General features: G+C 64.4%; 13 protein-coding genes. 11 read left to right on the plus strand and 2 right to left on the minus strand.

Features of this window, described 5'->3' with window-relative positions:
* Nucleotides 1-96: 96 nt before the first annotated feature.
* Nucleotides 97-810, minus strand: a complete 714-nt coding sequence (gene nanR, locus LB533_RS06075) for a transcriptional regulator NanR (RefSeq protein ID WP_140551160.1) — start codon at nt 808-810, stop codon at nt 97-99.
* Between the two features lie 359 nt (nt 811-1169).
* Between nanR and LB533_RS06080 the strand changes: the two genes are divergently transcribed.
* The 10 genes from LB533_RS06080 (at nt 1170) to LB533_RS06125 (ending at nt 14183) form a co-directional block, all read left to right on the plus strand.
* Nucleotides 1170-2192: an ABC transporter substrate-binding protein gene (locus LB533_RS06080; RefSeq protein ID WP_224676872.1), complete on the plus strand. Its 1023-nt coding sequence runs from the start codon at nt 1170-1172 to the stop codon at nt 2190-2192.
* Between the two features lie 73 nt (nt 2193-2265).
* A complete protein-coding gene (locus tag LB533_RS06085) occupies nt 2266-4749 on the plus strand; it encodes an ATP-binding cassette domain-containing protein (protein WP_224676873.1) in 2484 nt (827 codons plus the stop codon).
* Entirely contained in the window at nt 4746-5795 is a 1050-nt protein-coding gene (locus LB533_RS06090; protein WP_140638555.1) for an ABC transporter permease, read from the plus strand. The genes LB533_RS06085 and LB533_RS06090 overlap by 4 nt, the downstream gene beginning before the upstream one ends.
* 104 nt (nt 5796-5899) lie before the next feature.
* Nucleotides 5900-6727: a phosphogluconate dehydrogenase C-terminal domain-containing protein gene (locus LB533_RS06095; protein ID WP_224676874.1), complete on the plus strand. Its 828-nt coding sequence runs from the start codon at nt 5900-5902 to the stop codon at nt 6725-6727.
* A 313-nt stretch (nt 6728-7040) separates the two neighbouring features.
* Entirely contained in the window at nt 7041-7982 is a 942-nt protein-coding gene (locus tag LB533_RS06100) for a D-ribose ABC transporter substrate-binding protein (protein ID WP_140497809.1), read from the plus strand.
* 76 nt (nt 7983-8058) lie between these two features.
* Nucleotides 8059-8703, plus strand: a complete 645-nt coding sequence (locus LB533_RS06105; RefSeq protein ID WP_224676875.1) for a DUF2291 family protein — start codon at nt 8059-8061, stop codon at nt 8701-8703.
* Nucleotides 8700-10247, plus strand: coding sequence for a sugar ABC transporter ATP-binding protein (locus tag LB533_RS06110; RefSeq protein WP_224676876.1), 1548 nt, complete (start codon nt 8700-8702; stop codon nt 10245-10247). The genes LB533_RS06105 and LB533_RS06110 overlap by 4 nt, the downstream gene beginning before the upstream one ends.
* Nucleotides 10247-11311, plus strand: coding sequence for an ABC transporter permease (locus LB533_RS06115; protein ID WP_224676877.1), 1065 nt, complete (start codon nt 10247-10249; stop codon nt 11309-11311). The genes LB533_RS06110 and LB533_RS06115 overlap by 1 nt, the downstream gene beginning before the upstream one ends.
* A 2-nt stretch (nt 11312-11313) precedes the next feature.
* Nucleotides 11314-12348, plus strand: coding sequence for a Gfo/Idh/MocA family protein (locus tag LB533_RS06120; protein ID WP_224676878.1), 1035 nt, complete (start codon nt 11314-11316; stop codon nt 12346-12348).
* On the plus strand, nt 12345-14183 hold the full coding sequence (locus LB533_RS06125; protein ID WP_140638550.1) for a hypothetical protein: 1839 nt from the start codon (nt 12345-12347) through the stop codon (nt 14181-14183). The genes LB533_RS06120 and LB533_RS06125 overlap by 4 nt, the downstream gene beginning before the upstream one ends.
* A gap of 10 nt (nt 14184-14193) precedes the next feature.
* Here LB533_RS06125 and LB533_RS06130 read toward each other — a convergent pair whose 3' ends face one another.
* Entirely contained in the window at nt 14194-14907 is a 714-nt protein-coding gene (locus LB533_RS06130; RefSeq protein WP_140551170.1) for a transcriptional regulator NanR, read from the minus strand.
* A 267-nt stretch (nt 14908-15174) separates the two neighbouring features.
* Between LB533_RS06130 and oiaX the strand changes: the two genes are divergently transcribed.
* Nucleotides 15175-16425: a 3-oxo-isoapionate-4-phosphate decarboxylase OiaX gene (gene oiaX / locus LB533_RS06135; protein ID WP_140638549.1), complete on the plus strand. Its 1251-nt coding sequence runs from the start codon at nt 15175-15177 to the stop codon at nt 16423-16425.
* The last annotated feature ends 2 nt before the right edge of the window (nt 16426-16427 follow it).

The following is a 16427-nucleotide window of genomic DNA, read 5'->3' on the forward strand; positions in this document are numbered from 1 at the left end:
CTTCCCGACTGGAATGACGTTCACGGAGTGACCGTTAGCACCAAAAAGAAATCATGTCATCATACGAGTTTTCCCAGGCAAAAAAATTTCCAGCGCTCAGCCGGCTCCGCCGCCGGCCAGTTTCGAATAGAGTTCGTTGGCGCGGCCGATGTGGTCGGCCATCGCGGCGCTCGCCCCTTCCGCATCACCACTGGCGATCGCCTTGTAGATCCGCTCATGCTCCTCGACGGTCAGCCGCTCGGCGCCTTTCATCGCCACCAGATCCCGCTTGAAACGGGACAGCCATTCGAGCATTCCCTTCGCCACCGCCGCTATCATCGAATTGCCGCTCATCTCCGCAATGACGGCGTGGAACTCCATGTCGGCAGCTACAAATCGGGCCTGGTCGCCCTTTGCCTCGCGCAAATGACGCAAGGTCTCCGCGAGCCGTTCCAGACTCTTGGCCGTAGCGCGCCGCGTGGCTATCCGAACCAGGCCGGTTTCCAGCAAGAGCCTGACCTCCTTGAGTTCTTCGAGCCCGCGAGAGTTCGTCGCCAGCATCATGACCATGGCCGCGGAGACCTGATCGACGATGACATCGGGCGTCGGATTGATGACGCGGGCACGTTCTCCGTGCGAGATCCTGATAAGCCCCATCTGCTGCAGCGACAGCATCGCTTCCCGGATCGAGGGCCGGCCGACGCCGATCATCGTCATCAATTCCTTTTCCGACGGCAATTGAGAGCCGGGCGGGAATTCGGACGTCGAGATTGCCGCCATCAGCCGGTCAAGCACCTCCACATACAATTTCTTTTTCTGGACCGGCTCCATCCGTCCCTCCCTGGTGTTCGCGGCACAATCGATCCCGAGTCGCGTCGGCAGACAAGGTCCCGCCATCGATTGACATTACATATATGATGACCTAACGTCCGTCTACGGCCAGCCTTTGGACTGGTCACCAGTTGCCGACGGGGGCCGGCTCCGTTTGATCAAGGAAAGAACGAAGCTGACGGCCAAGCTTCGTCTCGTCCTTAAATCAAAGGAGGCTTCGGCAATCGAGGTTCCGGTGCCCGCTTGCCTATTTGGTATGCTGGTATAACATGTAGCTGGTATGGCGTCTTTCGGAGGATGTCGTAACGGAATGGCAGAAGGCCGACGTATCGGCCGGTGTTTTTTGGGAGGAAAATATCATGAAGTTTTCAACCGTGGCGGCGCTTGCCGGCGCCGCGCTGGTCAGCGTCTCGGCTGTGCCGGCAATGGCGTCACCGGATGCGCCGGTGATCGCGCTCGCCAACGCCTATTACGGCAACACCTGGCGGCACCAGATGGTGGAGGCTTTCGAAGCCTCGGCCAAGGAAGCCAAGGCGGCCGGTCAGATCGCCGACTACATCGTCATGAACGGCGACGGCTCGGTAGCGCAGCAGAACAGCCAGATCGCCGAACTGATCCTCAAGAAGGTCGACGTGCTCGCTGTCGACGCCGCCTCGGAAACCGCGGTCAACGGGATCATCGAAAAAGCCTGCAAGGCCGGCATCATCGTCGTGTCGTTCGATTCGGTCGCCTCGGCGCCCTGCAACTACCAGCTCAACTTCGACTTCAAGGGCTACAAGGCAGCCCAGGCCGAGGCCGTCTTCAAGATGATCGGCGGCAAAGGCAACGTCATCCAGGTGCGCGGCGTCAAGGGTTCGGCGCCCGACAACGACATGTTCAACGCGCAACAGTCGGTACTGGCCAAATATCCCGATATCAAGGTTGTCGCCACGGTCTACGGCCAGGCGACCGCGTCGGTCGCACAGGCGGCCATCGCCAACGTGCTGCCCTCGCTGCCGCATGTCGACGCCGTGCTCGCACAGGGCGGCAGCGACGATGTCGGCATCGCCCAGGCATTCGTCCAGTATGGCGGCGATTATGCCGGCAAGATGCCGATCATCGAAGGCGGCGGCGGCACCGACTTCGTCAAATGGTGGGCCGAGGAGAACGCCAAGAACGGCTACCAGACGATCTCGATGAACACCACACCAGGCATTGGCGGCGCCGCGTTCTGGCTCGGCCTGTCGCTGCTCAAGGGCGCCAAGGCACCCAAGATGATGATCATGCCGGTGGCCACCGTCGATGCCGGCAATCTCAAGGAATACGAAAAGCTGCCCGGCGGCCAGATCATCAGCCCCAGCTATTCGCTCGACTGGGTCAAGCAGAACCTGCTGAGCAAGTAAGGTTGGCAATGCCAGGACCGGGTGCCGCGGAACGGCCGCGCCCGGTCCCTGCCCGTGAAGAAACGGAGGACGAATGTCCCATCTCGCCGTAGCCGCCCCGGAAGGCGCAGCCGCCGCGGTGCTCGCCGATCCGGCCCGGCAGAGCGTTGTTTCGCTTTCCGGGATCACCAAGAGCTTCGGACCGACGCTGGCGAATGCCGAGATCGACCTCGCCGTCTCCGCCGGCGAGATCATCGGACTGGTCGGCGGCAACGGCGCCGGCAAATCGACGCTGATGCGCATCCTGTGCGGGGCGATGTGGCCGACCTTGGGTTCGATTTCGTTTGCCGGCCAGAGTATCGGCTTTGCGGGCTACGACACGGCGGAGGCACAGCGCCGCGGCATCCGCATGGTGCACCAGGAATTGTCGCTGTGCGCCAACCTCTCGGTGGCCGAAAACTTCTTCCTGGAAATTCCGGCGGATGCCGCCAACCGGCCAGGCTGGCGGGCCCTCTACAGGGCGCGCGCCCGCTCGGCGCTTGACGCCGTCTTCCCCGCAAACGGCATCGATGTGAATGCCGAAGTCGGCCACCTCTCCATCGCCGAACGGCAAATGGTCGAGATTGCGCGCGCCGCCGCGACACCCGGCGTCAAGCTGATCGTTCTTGACGAGCCGACCTCCTCGCTCGATCTCGATCGCTCGAGACAGTTGCGGGCCTTCATCCGCGAGCGGGCCAAATCCGGCCTCGCCTTCATCTTCATCAGCCACAAGCTCCAGGAAATCATCGACATCGCCACCCAGGTGGTCGTGCTGCGCAATGGACGCACCGCCTGGCGCGGCGATGTGGCCGAGACGTCGATCGGCAGGCTGGTGCAGCTCATGGGCGGCGATGCCAACTCGATCCACCAGCACGGTACCGCCGCCACCGGCAGTCGCGAAGCGCTGGTGCGATTGTCCGGATTCCTGACGGCCGAACTCGGCCACGACATCGAGATCGGCCGTGGTGAAATCATCGGACTGGCAGGCCTCGAGGGCAGCGGCCAGAAAGAGTTGCTGCACGCAATCTTCAAGCCCGATTCCGGAACGGATGCGGCCGTCGTCAGAAACGGTGGAGCCGGTTTCATCGCGGGCGACCGCCAGAAGGAAGGCGTGTTCCCCTTGTGGAGCGTGCTTGGGAACATCAGCATAGGTGCCCTGGCACGCCGCCCGGCGCTGGGCTTGGTCTCGGACCGCGCCAACCGCGCGGCAGCGGCCGATGCCGCCGGCCGGCTGCGGCTCGACGAAACCCGCTTCGGATCCAACATATTGGAGCTCAGCGGCGGCAACCAGCAGAAGGCGCTCGTCGCGCGGGCGCTCGTCGCCGAGACGCCGATCGTCCTGCTCGACGACCCGACGCGCGGCGTCGACATCGCCACCAAGCAGGACTTCTACCGCCTCTGCAACGACATTGCGCGAGCCGGGCGCACTCTCATCTGGCACACGACCGAAGATGCCGAACTCCTGGCCTGCGACCGCGTGCTGGTGTTTTCAGGCGGCCGCATCGTCAAGGAATTGGCCGGCGAGGCGATCACGGAATCAGCCGTCGTTGGAGCGTCCTTTGCCCAGCAGACGGACAAAGCTGCCAGTGCGGGACGAAGCGGCGCTGCCGGCGCCGGGCTTGCCCGCAGGCTGGTGAACGCTGCCCCCTTCATCGGCCTCGCCGCCGTACTGGCCGTGATGATCTCGGCCAATCCGGCGGTCGCCTCAATTTTCGGGCTCGACCTCTTGCTGATGCCGGCACTATCGCTGGTGCTGGTGACCGCGGCGCAGATGTTCATCGTCGGCGGCAGCGAGATCGACCTCGGCGTCGGCGCGTTCGCGGGGCTCGTCAGCGTGCTCAGCGCCACGCTGCTCTACGACCAGCCGTGGCTCGGCGCGCTGGCGCTGGCGGCAGCGATCGCCGCCTATGCCGGCCTCGGCGGCCTGATCCAGGCGCGCAAGATCCCGGCCATCGTCGTCACGCTGGGCGCGTCCTTCATCTGGGTCGGAATAGGCTATGCGTTGCAGCCGACGCCGGGCGGCGCCAGCCCCGAATGGCTGTCGGCAATGTTCAACTGGTCGCTCGGCTTCGTACCAACCTCGATCATCCTCATCGCCGCGGTGGCAATCGTGGTGTTCGTGATCGACCGGCTGCCGCTCGGCGTGGTGCTGCGCGGTTTCGGCAACAATCCGACCGCGATGATCCGTTCCGGCTGGTCGCCGACGCGCTACGCGCTGGTGCGCTACCTCGTCGCCGGGCTGTTCGCCGCCGCCGCCGGCCTGTCGCTGACGGCGATCAACACGGCGAGCGACATCAATTCCGGTAATTCGTTCACCCTGCTCAGCGTCGCCGCCGTGGTGATGGGCGGCTGTTCGCTGCTGGGCGGCGTCATCTCGCCGGGCGGCGCCGTCGCCGGCGCGGTCACGCTGGCGTTGATCGGCGCCCTGCTCGGCACGCTGAGCGTGAGCAGCGACTTCAACGCGGCGACGCAGGGATTGATCCTCATTGCCCTGCTGACCTTGCGCAGCCTGACCGCGGACCGCAGGAGCGAACAATGAACGTGCTTGCCGCCTTCAGCCCTTGGGCGCAGAAAAACCGCTGGATCTGGTCGGCGATCGGGGTGCTGCTGCTCTGGCTGGTGCTGTCCATCGTCACCAACCGCTTCAGCCTCTCAAGCCTGTCGGGCATCGTTCTGTCGGCCTCGTTCCTCACGGTCGTCGGCATCGGCCAGATGTTCGTCGTCACCACCGGGCGCGGCAATATCGACCTCTCCGTGGCCTCGGTGATCACACTCAGCGCCTTCGTGGCGCTGCTGACCATCAAGGGCCAGGACGCCAATCTCGCCATCGGTGTCGGCGCCGCGATCCTGCTCGGCCTTGCGGTCGGCGCTCTCAACGCGCTGCTCGTCGTCGGGCTGAACATACCGGCCATCATCGCCACGCTGGCGACGGGCTATGTGCTGGCGACCGCAACGCTGCTGTCGAACCGCGCGATATCGGGCTTCGCCGTCAGCCCGCTGTTGAAGACGCTGGCGACGGGCCGCATCGCGGACGTGCCGATCATGGCAGTCATCGCCATCCTGGGCGTCGCCGCAACGTCGTTCGTGCTACGCTATACCGTTTACGGGCAACTGCTCTCGGCAGTCGGCCAGAACCGCGCGGCGGCGCGGCTGGCAGCGATCCACAACAACCGGGTCATCGCCTCGGCCTTCATCATCTCCTCGGTGCTGGCTTCGCTCAACGGGCTGCTGCTGGGCGCCTATATCGGCGGCGCCTTTCTTGAAATGGGCCAGCCCTATCTCCTGCAATCCATCGCCGCGGTGGTGCTGGGCGGGACGCTGATCTTCGGCGGCTCCGCGACGGCGCTCGGCACGCTGTTCGCCAGCATCCTTTTGATCCTCATCGTCACCACCATGCAGATCATCGGCCTGCCGCCCGGCGCGCAGGACATCGTCCAGGGCATCGTCGTCATTTTCGTGCTGGCGCTGGCCGGCCGGCAGGTGCTGTCGCGGCGCGCCGCCATCGATCCCACCACCCTCGAGAGCGCAGGCGGCGACGGCACGGCGAAACCCGGGGCGGGCGCTGCGGCAATCAGGCCGCAGTGACAAAGCAGGGACTGATTTCTCTTGCCAAGATGGTAGAGTGATCATACCAGTATATAAGGTGACGATTGGTGAGACCATCGTTCAATATTTAGGAGCAAGGCTAGATGACGACGATCGCGCTGTTCGGTGCCGGCGGCAAAATGGGTTACCGCCTTTCGACCAATTTCCGCGGCTCGCCCTATATGATCCGCCATGTGGAGGTCAGCGAGGCCGGGCGCGAGCGGCTGAAGACCGGACTGGGCTTCGATACGGTTAGTGCCGACGAGGCGCTGGAAGGCGCCGAGGTGGTGATCCTGGCGGTTCCGGACACCCATATCGGCAAGGTCGCGGCAAGCATCGAAAGCAAGCTTGCGCCGGGCACGATGGTGATCGTTCTCGATGCCGCGGCGCCTTTTGCCGGCCATTTGCCTGATCGTCCCGACCTGACCTACTTCGTCACCCACCCCTGCCATCCGCCCATTTTCAACGACGAAACCGACATGGCGGCCAAGAAGGATTATTTCGGCGGCGTCAAGGCCAAGCAGCACATGGTCAGCGCACTGATGCAGGGACCGGAAGCGGACTACGCCAAAGGCGAGGCCATCGCCAAGATCATCTGGGCGCCGGTGATGCGCTCGCACCGCGTTTCCGTCGAGCAGATGGCGCTACTCGAGCCCGGCCTTTCGGAGACCGTGTGCGCCTCGCTGCTGGTGGTCATGAAGGAAGCGGTCGACGAGGTCGTGGCGCGCGGTGTCGACCAGCAGGCGGCCCTCGATTTCCTGCTCGGCCACATGAATGTACTCGGCGCCGTGATCTTCGGTGAAACCAAGGGCGTCTTCTCCGACGCCTGCAACAAAGCCATCGAATTCGGCAAGCCGGTGCTGATGCGCGACGACTGGAAGCGGGTGTTCGAACCGGAAGAGATCGCAGCCAGCATCCAGCGGATTACCTGAGAGGCCCGAGTCGGCTTTCCTCCCCACAGGGAGAAGGAAACGGTGACCGCTTAGATACAGATCACCTGAATTAGTGGTTGACTCATCATACCAGTGGCTTTAGCTGTTCCTGGACTCGGATCGGTCATGCTTCCTTGGAAGTTTGAAGTTGATGCGAGTGGAGGACGGCGGGAGCGGAGCGAGGAGCAGTCCGGATGACAGCCGGCGATCGGCTCTGAAATCCGGGCGGCGCGCTGCCGGCACTGCCTGACGAGTTCAATTGCAGACAGCGGCCTCGAAACGATCGAGGCATGGGTTTCAACGGGAGGACTTCATGAAACTGACACGCAGAATGACGCTTGCCGCCTTCGCCGGCGTGCTGGCACTCGGCACGGCGATGCCCGCCTATGCGGCGGATCTCATCGCCATCATCACCCCATCGCACGACAATCCGTTCTTCAAGGCGGAAGCCGTCGGCGCCGAAGCCAAGGCCAAGGAACTGGGCTACGAGGCGCTGGTGCTGGTCCATGACGACGACGCCAACAAGCAGTCCGAGCTGATCGACACCGCGATCGGCCGCGGCGCAAAGGCGATCATCCTCGACAATGCCGGCGCCGACGCCACCGTCGCCGCCGTACAGAAGGCCAAGGACGCCGGGGTTCCCTCCTTCCTCATCGACCGCGAGATCAACGCCACCGGCGTCGCGGTGGCGCAGATCGTCTCCAACAACTATCAGGGGGCCCAGCTCGGCGCGCAGGAATTCGTCAAGCTGATGGGCGAGAAGGGCAATTTCGTCGAACTGGTCGGCAAGGAATCCGACACCAATGCCGGCATCCGTTCCAAGGGCTATCACGACGTCATCGACGACTATCCGGACCTGAAGATGGTCGCCCAGCAGTCGGCCAACTGGAGCCAGACCGAAGCCTATTCCAAGATGGAATCGATCCTGCAGGCCAATCCCGACATCAAGGGCGTCATCTCCGGCAACGACACCATGGCGATGGGCGCCTATGCGGCGCTTGCCGCTGCCGGCCGCAAGGACGTCATCGTCGTCGGCTTCGACGGATCGAACGACGTGCGCGATTCCATCACCTCGGGCGGTATCAAGGCGACGGTGCTGCAACCTGCCTATGCCCAGGCGCAGATGGCGGTCGAACAGGCCAACGACTTCATCAAGAACAAGAAGTCGCCCGAGAAGGAAAAGCAGCTGATGGACTGCGTGCTCATCAATGGCGACAATGCCGCCAAGCTGGAAACCTTCGCGCTCAAGAACTGAGCCGGCGCAACGCGAACAGCGAGGGGCGAATCGAGGTTCGTCCCTCGCTCCTTTTCACCAGGATGCCTCGACCGCCATGCAGAAAAAGCCGAGTTGGCCGATCCTTGCCCTGACCGCCGGCATCGCGCTCAGCGCCTGCAAGATCCTGCCGACGCCGTCGGCGCAAGGCGACGGCAATGCTTCCGCCTTCAACCCCGACAAGATGGTCGAGGACATCTGGGCGGCGAAAGTCATCCCCTACCTGCATCAGAAGGCGGGACCGTTCGCCGAGGTCCATGCGCTGGCGAAGACCGATCCGGCCGCGGCCGGCGCGAAATACGGCAATCCGAAGAAGCAGGCGAATTCGCCATGGACGTTCGCGGTTCGCGTCGAGGGCAAGATCGTCGCCGCCAACACGCAGTCGCGCGCGGCCACCATCGATATCGATGTCGACGGTAACGGCAAGGCGGACGCGCGCGTCCAGATCGGGCCGGCGATGCGCGGCACGGCGCTGCGCGACAGCCTCGACTTCGTCCAGTTCAACGATTTCACCAATCAGATCGACTTCGCCCAGTTCGGCAAGGCTTTCAACGCCCATGCCGGCAAGACGGTGCTCTCCAAGCTGCCGCGCGAGGCGCTTGAGGGCCGGACCGCCAAGGTGCTCGGCGCCTATACGATCGAAGGCGGCCAAGACCTGCCGCTGGTGACGCCGGCGGAGGCCGAGATCGGGCCGAAGCCATGAGCCAGGCCAATGGCCACGACGTCATCCTCAAGCTTGAGGATGTCTCGAAAGTCTATGCCGGCACGGTCGCGGTCAAGCAGGCGAATTTCGAGGTGCACAAGGGCGCGGTCAACGTGCTGGTCGGCGAAAACGGCGCCGGCAAGTCGACGCTGATGAAGATCATCGCCGGCGTCGAGCAGCCGACCGCAGGGCGCATCCTGCTCGAAGGCGAAGAGGTCTCGTTCTCGTCGTCGGGGGACGCGGTCGAGCGCGGCATCGGCATGGTGTTCCAGGAACTGAACCTGTTCGGCAACCTGTCGGTCGCCGAGAACATCTTCGCCACGCGCGAGATCACCAACCGCTTCCGCAAGATTGACCGCAAGGCGCAGGAGCGGCGGGCCGGCGAATTCCTGGAGCGGTTGGAAGCCGGCATCCGGCCCGACATGCTGGTCGAGGACCTGCGCATCGGCCAGCAGCAGCTGGTCGAGATCGCCAAGGCGGTTTCGCTCGACGCCAAGATCCTCATCATGGACGAGCCGACCTCGGCGCTGAGCGCCGCCGAAGTCGAGATCCTGTTCAAGGTGATCTCCGACCTCAAGGCGCGCGGCGTCGCTATCGTCTACATCTCGCACCGGCTGGAGGAACTGATCCGCATCGGCGACTACATCACCGTGCTGCGCGACGGCCGCATCACCGGCCAGGAGGAGATGAAAAACGTCGATACGCAGTGGATCGTGCGGCAGATGATCGGCTCGGACGCAAAGGACTTCGCCAAGGCCGACGGCCACGTGCCGGGCGCGGAAATCTTCCGCGCCGAGGAGATCTGCCTGCCGCGCGTCACCGGCGGGCTGGCGGTGGACCACGTCTCGCTGTCGCTGCGCGCCGGCGAGATCCTCGGCATATACGGGCTGATGGGTGCGGGGCGCAGCGAGCTGTTCGACTGCATCATGGGCCGTCACGGCCATGCCAGCGGCAAGATCTTCATCGCCGGAAAGCAGGTGAAGGAGCGCGACACGACGCGCCGCATCCAGCGCGGGCTGGCCTTGATCCCCGAGGACCGCCAGCGCGAGGGCCTGGTGTCGATCCTCTCGGTTGCCAGCAATTTGACGATGGCCAGCCTGTCGCGCTTCGTGCGCCTGTTCCATATCCGAGGCGGCGCCGAGCGGCAGGCCGTGATGCAGATGGTGCGGGAACTCGCAATCAAGGTCGCCGACCCGGCGCAGGAGGTCTCGTCGCTGTCGGGCGGCAACCAACAGAAGGTGGTGATCGGCAAGGCGCTGCTCACCGGACCGAAAGTGCTTCTGATGGACGAGCCCAGCCGCGGCATCGATGTCGGCGCCAAGGCCGATGTCTTCCGCACCATGCGCAAGCTTTCGCGCGACGGGCTGGGGATCCTGTTCGCCACCTCGGACCTCGATGAGGTGATGGCACTGTCCGACCGCATCGCGGTGATGAGCAATGGCAGATTGACCGGCATGTTCGACCGCGCCGAAGCGACGGAGGCGGCGATCGTCGCCGCGTCGGCACTGGGCCACGGACCGGCCGCACATGGGGAGCAACGCTGATGACTGACATTCCGGCCAGGGCGGCCGCTTCCTCCGCCTCCAGCGGCTCGGCGCTGCTGACGCTGATGAAGCTCAGAACCTTCATCGCGCTCATCGCCGTGCTGGTGTTCTTCTCGATCGCGGCGCCGAACTTCCTGTCGGCCGCCAATCTGATTCTGATGGCCAAGCATGTGGCGCTCAACGCCTTCCTCGCCATGGGCATGACCTTCGTCATCATCACCGGCGGCATCGACCTTTCCGTCGGCTCGATCGTCGGCCTGTGCGGCATGGTGGCCGGCTATCTCGTACTCAACGGCATCGACCTGCAGATCGGTTACACCATCTATTTCAACGTCGTCGAGATCGCCCTGATCACCCTCGCGGTCGGCATGCTGATCGGTGCCGTCAACGGGCTGCTGATCACCAGGCTCAATGTCGCGCCCTTCATCGCCACGCTCGGCGTGCTCTACGTGGCGCGCGGCTTCGCGCTGCTGTCGTCGGACGGGCGCACCTTCCCCAACCTGGTCGGCAAACCGGAACTGGGCACCACCGGCTTCGGCTTTCTGGGTGCCGGCCGGCTGCTCGGCCTGCCGGTCTCGGTCTGGATCCTGATCGTGGTGGCGCTGGGGGCGGCCTATCTCGCCCGCTACACGCCGCTCGGCCGCCACATCTTCGCCGTCGGCGGCAATGAGCGCGCAGCGCGCATCTCGGGCGTGCGCGTCAACATGGTGAAGATGTTCGTCTATATGTTCTCCGGCTTCTGCGCGGCAATCGTCGGGCTGATCATCTCTTCGGAACTGATGGCCTCGCATCCGGCAACGGGCGAGAGCTTCGAGCTGAACGCCATCGCCGCGGCAGTGCTTGGCGGCACATCGATGTCGGGCGGCCGCGGCACGATCGGCGGCACCATCGTCGGCGCCTTCGTCATCGGCATCCTTTCGGACGGACTGGTGATGATGGGCGTGAGCTCGTTCTGGCAGATGGTGATCAAGGGCCTCGTCATCATCGTCGCCGTCGTCGTCGACCAGGCGCAACGCCGGCTCCAGCAGCGCGTCACCCTGATGCAGATGGCAAAGGCGGGCTGATCATGACGGAGTTGCGTGGAGCGCTGATCGGCTGCGGCTTCTTCGCCGTCAACCAGATGCATGCCTGGCGCGATATCGAGGGCGCCTCGATCATCGCCATCTGCGACCGCGATCCGGAGCGGCTGCGGATCGTCGGCGACCAGTTCGGCGTGACGCGGCGCTACACCGATGCGGCGGCGATGTTTGCGGCGGAGAAACTCGATTTCGTCGACATCGCCACCACTGTCGGCAGCCATCGGCCGCTGGTCGAGATGGCGGCCGCGCATGGCGTTCCCGTCATCTGCCAGAAGCCGTTCGCGCCGACGCTTAGCGATGCCAAGGCGATGGTCGCGGCTTGCGCCAAGGCCGGCGTGCCGCTGATGGTGCATGAGAACTTCCGCTGGCAGTCGCCGATCCAGGCGGTGCGCGCCGTGCTCGACAGCGGCGAGATCGGCACGCCGTTCTTCGGCCGCATCTCCTTCCGCTCCGGCTATGACGTGTTTTCTGGCCAGCCCTATCTGGCGACGGGAAAGCGCTTCATCATCGAGGATCTCGGCATCCATATCCTTGACATCGCCCGTTTTCTGTTGGGCGACGTATCGAGCCTCACTGCCCGTACGGCGCGCATCAATCCCGCTATTGCCGGCGAGGATGTCGCCACGATGCTGATGGACCACGAAAGCGGCGCCACCTCGGTTGTCGATTGCAGTTATGCGACAAAACTCGCCGTGGAACCGTTTCCCGAGACACTGATCGAGATCGACGGCAGCGACGGCACGCTCCGGCTGGCGCAGGGCTACCAGTTCACCGTCACCGGCAAGAGCGGCACAACGGTCAGGGACATTTCGCCGCCGCTGCTCGCCTGGGCATCGCGGCCATGGCATAACATCCAGGAAAGCGTGCTGGCGATCCAGCTGCACTGGGTCGACTGCCTTGTCGGCGGCAAGGAGCCGGCGACCTCGGGCGCCGACAATCTCAAAACCCTCGCCCTGGTCGAAGCCGCCTATGCGGGTGCTGCGAGCCGCGAACCGGTGCAGATCGAAGTCTTGCTGAAATGACGGCCGACGCGTTCGATCTTTACGGCACACGGGCGGCCGAAGCGGCACCGACCCTGCTGCATGCGGGCGCGTTGAATGCCGAGCTGGTCAATGGCAATCTGCGCACCATCCGGCATGCCGGCACCGAAGTGCTGCGCGCCATCGCCTATATCGTGCGCGACCGCGACTGGGGCACTTATGAGCCGGTGCTCACGGACCTGACCATCGACCAGAAGGACGATCGTTTCTCGGTAAGCTATGAGGCGAATTGCACCGGCCCGGACGACAGCAGCCTCCGCTTCCACGCGACGATCGAAGGCTCCGCCGACGGCAGGCTGGTCTTCCATGTGACAGCGCTGCCGGAGAGCGACTTCGAGACCAACCGCTGCGGCTTCTGCATCCTGCATCCGATCGCCGGCCTCGCCGGCAGCCCGGTGACGGTGGAGCACACCGATGGCAGCGTGGTGGAGACGGAGCTGCCTGATCTGATCGACCCGTGGCAGCCCTTCAAGGATCTGCGTGCCATCACCCATGGAGTGCGTCCCGGCCTCAGCGCCGAATGCCGGATGGAAGGCGATATTTTCGAGATGGAGGACCAGCGCAACTGGTCGGACGCCTCCTACAAGACCTATGTGCGGCCGCTGGCTTTGCCGTGGCCCTATGTGCTGCCGGCCGGCCAGCCGATGCGCCAGACGGTGGGCCTGCGCCTCATCGGCGACACCAGGATGCCCGCCGCGGCGGCGAGTGCCGAACCGGTCCGCATCGATCTCGGCGAGACCGGGCCGAGGCTGCCCGATATCGGCGTGATCGTCTATCCCGAGGACGTCGAGACAACGCTGGCCGAACTGCCGATGCTGGCAAGGCTCGGCCCGCAGCAGCTCCTCTTCCACTTCGATCCGATGCGCGGCCACGGCCTGGACGCGCTGCGCGCCCATGCCCGGCTCGCCGCGGCCTACCCCGCTTCGACCACGCTCGAATGCGTGGCGGCCTGCACGGGCGACCTCGATGCCGAACTCTCCGATGTCGCCGATATGGTGCGCCGGGCCGGCCTGCGGCTCGATGCGGTTGCCGTCTCGCCTTCCGTTGACCGCCAGTCGACGCCGCCGGGCAGTGCCTGGCCGGCATGTCCGCCGCTGGAAGACGTCTACGCCGCCACGCGGCGCGCCTTTCCCGGCATCCGCCTCGGCGGCGGCATGTTCAGCTATTTCACGGAACTCAACCGCAAGCGCGTGCCCGCCGACCAACTCGACTTCATCACGCACTGCACCTGCCCGATCGTTCACGCCGCCGACGATCTCAGCGTCATGCAGTCGCTGGAGGCGCTGCCCTTCATCACCCGGTCCACCCGGGCGATCTTCGGCGACAAGCCTTACCGGATCGGCCCGTCCACCATTGCCATGCGGCAGAACCCCTATGGCGGGGCGACCAAGGACAATTTCGCCGGCCAACGCATCGCCATGGCGAACCGTGATCCCCGCCATGCCGCGCAGTTTGCCGCCGCCTGGACCATCGGCTATGCCGCGCGCGTCGCGCCGGCCGGACTGGAGATGCTGACGCTGTCCAGCGTCACTGGGCCGTTCGGCGTGCTGGCCGCATCCGGGGAACCCGCCGCCGAGGGATCATCGCGGCCGATTTTCCAGGCCATCCAAGGGCTTTGCGAACTGGCCGGGCTCGCGCATGTTGCCGCGAAAACAAGCGACGAGACGCGTGTTGCGGCGCTGGCCGGACGCACCGCCTCGGGCGACCTTTTCGTCTGGCTGGCGAACCTGACGGCGAACGATGTCGCGGTTGATGTTTCGGCACTGGGTCAGGGCCATCTTACGATGTCGCCCTACGCCATTGCGCGAATTGGATAGGCAAGCAGCCTTACTTATCGGAATTCATCACATAGAGCGCACGGGAGCGTTCGAGATGCTTGATCATCGCCTTTTCGGCGCCGTCGGCATCCCGGTGCTCAATGCGGTCGATGATCTCCTCATGCTCGGTCAGCGTGTATTGTTCCTTGCCGGTCCAGATCAGCATCTCGGTGTGGTATTCCTTCAGCCAGCCAAGTGTGGCTTCGCTGACGGCAACATAGATCGGATTGCCCGATATCGCCGATATCTGGGTGTGGAACTTCATGTCGGCGGAGATGAAGGCTTCGGAATCACCTCGCGCGGCGCGCTGCTCGGCCACCGTTGCCCTGAGCCGCTGCACATCCTCTGCGGTCGCCTTTTCCGCGGCTTCCCTGACCATGCCGCGCTCGAAAAAGATGCGCGCGGTCTTCAGGTGCTCCAGCGTGTCCCTGGATGAAGACAGGATGATCTTGGCCGCGCCGTCGACCTGCCTGATGATCGATTTGGCGGTCAGTTGCAGCACCTTGGCGCGCTCGCCATGCGAGATGGCGACCAGTCCCATATTGCTCAGCGCCTGCATGGCCTCGCGGATCGCCGGCCGGCCGACCTCGAAGCGCTCCATCAACTCGCGTTCGGACGGCATGTCGTCGCCCGGCTGCAGCTCGCCGCTGGTGATCAGCCGCTTCAGCCTTGCAAAGACTTCGTCGGAAAGTTTGCGCCGGACGATCGGCTCCGAACGGTTCATCGTGACGAATCACTCCCTGGCCCGGTTCCTGTTTAGCATTCCAGCCAGGATTACCGGAATGCCTGCGCCTGGAGCGGTCCCGCCAAGCCGCGCCAGCTCCTTGTTCCAGACAATTCCGAACGAAAACGCGGCTCATCTTCCCGGAATTGCCGAAGCCCGCCCTCTTGCCGAAGTCGGGATATCGCTTGCAATACTTAGGTACTCATTATACCAGATTTCCTGCGCGACAAAACTTTTTTCGAACCCTTTTCGAGCGGCCGGCAGACCATGATCACGCTTACCTATCGCATCGAAACCCCTGGCAGCATCGAAGCGCTGGCGGCCAAGATCGCGAGCGACCAGTCGACCGGCACCTTCGTCGCGCTGCCTGGCGAGACCGAGGAGTTGAAAGCGCGTGTGGCGGCTCGTGTGCTGGCGATCAGGCCCCTGCCCGATGCCGAGCAGCCGTCGCTTCCCGGATCCGGGAACGGCCCCTTCCGACGCGCCGATGTCGACATCGGCTTCCCGTTCGACGCCATCGGCACCGACCTGTCAGCGCTGATGACGATCGCCATCAGCGGTACCTATTCGATCAGGGGCCTGTCCGGTATCCGGGTCATCGACATGAAGCTGCCGGAACAATACCGGCGCGCCCATCCCGGCCCGCAATTCGGCGTTGCTGGTAGCCGCAGGCTGACCGGGGTCGAAGGCCGTCCCATCATCGGCACCATCGTCAAGCCAGCGCTTGGCCTCAGGCCGCACGAGACAGCCGCGATGGTGGGCGAACTGATCGAAGCCGGCGTCGATTTCATCAAGGACGACGAGAAGCTGATGAGCCCGGCCTATTCGCCGCTCGCTGAGCGGGTGAAGGCGATCATGCCGCTGATCCGCGACCACGAGCAAAAGACCGGCAAGAAGGTGATGTACGCCTTCGGCATCTCGCATGCCGATCCCGACGAGATGATGCGCAACCACGATCTGGTGCTGAAAGCCGGCGGCAATTGCGCGGTCGTCAACATCAATTCCATCGGATTCGGCGGCATGGCTTTCCTCAGGAAGCGCTCCGGGCTGGTGCTGCATGCGCACCGCAATGGCTGGGACATTCTCACCCGCCATCCTGGCCTCGGCATGGATTTCAAGGTGTGGCAGCAATTCTGGCGGCTGCTCGGCGTCGATCAGTTCCAGATCAACGGCATCGGCTCGAAATACTGGGAGCCGGACGATTCTTTCATCCGCTCCTTCGAAGCGGTGACCACGCCGCTCTTTTCATCAGACGATTGCGCGCTGCCCGTGGCCTGCTCCGGCCAATGGGGCGGCCAGGCGCCCGAGACCTATGAGCGCACCGGCCGCACGGTCGATCTCCTCTATCTCTGCGGCGGCGGCATCGTCAGCCATCCGGACGGGCCCGGCGCCGGCGTGCGCGCGGTGCTGCAAGCGTGGCAGGCCGCGGTCGAGGGCATTGCTCTCGACGAATTCGCGCGCGACCATGCCGAGCTGGCACGCTCGATCGAGAAATTCAGCGACGGCAAGGCGGCCTGAGC

The sequence above is a fragment of the Mesorhizobium sp. BR1-1-13 genome (assembly GCF_020165515.1).
Taxonomy (GTDB): Bacteria; Pseudomonadota; Alphaproteobacteria; order Rhizobiales; family Rhizobiaceae; genus Mesorhizobium.

Coding starts and splice junctions, on each gene's coding strand:
- nanR (WP_140551160.1), bottom strand. CDS start 810: ATGGAGCCGGTCCAGAAAAAGAAATTGTATGTGGAGGTGCTTGACCGG.
- LB533_RS06080 (WP_224676872.1), top strand. CDS start 1,170: ATGAAGTTTTCAACCGTGGCGGCGCTTGCCGGCGCCGCGCTGGTCAGC.
- LB533_RS06085 (WP_224676873.1), top strand. CDS start 2,266: ATGTCCCATCTCGCCGTAGCCGCCCCGGAAGGCGCAGCCGCCGCGGTG.
- LB533_RS06090 (WP_140638555.1), top strand. CDS start 4,746: ATGAACGTGCTTGCCGCCTTCAGCCCTTGGGCGCAGAAAAACCGCTGG.
- LB533_RS06095 (WP_224676874.1), top strand. CDS start 5,900: ATGACGACGATCGCGCTGTTCGGTGCCGGCGGCAAAATGGGTTACCGC.
- LB533_RS06100 (WP_140497809.1), top strand. CDS start 7,041: ATGAAACTGACACGCAGAATGACGCTTGCCGCCTTCGCCGGCGTGCTG.
- LB533_RS06105 (WP_224676875.1), top strand. CDS start 8,059: ATGCAGAAAAAGCCGAGTTGGCCGATCCTTGCCCTGACCGCCGGCATC.
- LB533_RS06110 (WP_224676876.1), top strand. CDS start 8,700: ATGAGCCAGGCCAATGGCCACGACGTCATCCTCAAGCTTGAGGATGTC.
- LB533_RS06115 (WP_224676877.1), top strand. CDS start 10,247: ATGACTGACATTCCGGCCAGGGCGGCCGCTTCCTCCGCCTCCAGCGGC.
- LB533_RS06120 (WP_224676878.1), top strand. CDS start 11,314: ATGACGGAGTTGCGTGGAGCGCTGATCGGCTGCGGCTTCTTCGCCGTC.
- LB533_RS06125 (WP_140638550.1), top strand. CDS start 12,345: ATGACGGCCGACGCGTTCGATCTTTACGGCACACGGGCGGCCGAAGCG.
- LB533_RS06130 (WP_140551170.1), bottom strand. CDS start 14,907: ATGAACCGTTCGGAGCCGATCGTCCGGCGCAAACTTTCCGACGAAGTC.
- oiaX (WP_140638549.1), top strand. CDS start 15,175: ATGATCACGCTTACCTATCGCATCGAAACCCCTGGCAGCATCGAAGCG.